A 569-nucleotide genomic window follows, 5' to 3' on the forward strand; every position below is an offset into this window, starting at 1 on the left:
GCCGTGCGCGTTCACGTGCCCGATCTCGCGCGGCGCGCACTCCGCGTCCCGCAGGGCGATCCGGATCGCACGTGCCGCGCCGCTGCCGTCCGGGAGCGGCGCGATGGGGTGGTGGGCGTCGCTGGTAGCGCCGTAACCGCGTAGGAGCGCGCGCACCTGGGCTCCGCGCGCCCGCGCGCCGGCGTACCGCTCCATGACCAGCACCGCCGCGCCCTCACCCAGTACGAACCCGTCGCGGTCGGCGTCGAAGGGACGGCTGGCCAGCTCCGGTTCGGCGGTCCGACGGGACAGCGCCCGCAGCCGCGCGAAGCACGTGGCGCTCATCCGACAGCAGGCCGACTCGCTCCCGCCGGCGAGCACGACGTCGCACGCGCCCCCGCGCAACAGGTCCCGGGCCACGCCGATGGCGGTCGCGCCCGACGCGCAGGCACTGGCGGTGGTGAAGCCAGGCCCGCACGCCCCCAGGTCCATCGCCACCTCCCCGGCGGCCATGTTCGGCACGCTGCGCGGCAGGGCAAGCGGCGACACACGGTCCGGCCAATCGTCGTTCAGCTCGCGGAACTCTGCGG

1 protein-coding gene is annotated in these 569 nt (G+C 76.1%); it reads right to left on the minus strand.

The window, feature by feature from the left end; all coding sequences use genetic code 11:
• Window positions 1-569 (minus strand): beta-ketoacyl synthase N-terminal-like domain-containing protein (locus KUM32_RS41800; RefSeq protein ID WP_302185271.1); only part of this gene is annotated, 569 nt, incomplete at both ends.

It is taken from the genome of Streptomyces sp. AC627_RSS907 (assembly GCF_019049165.1).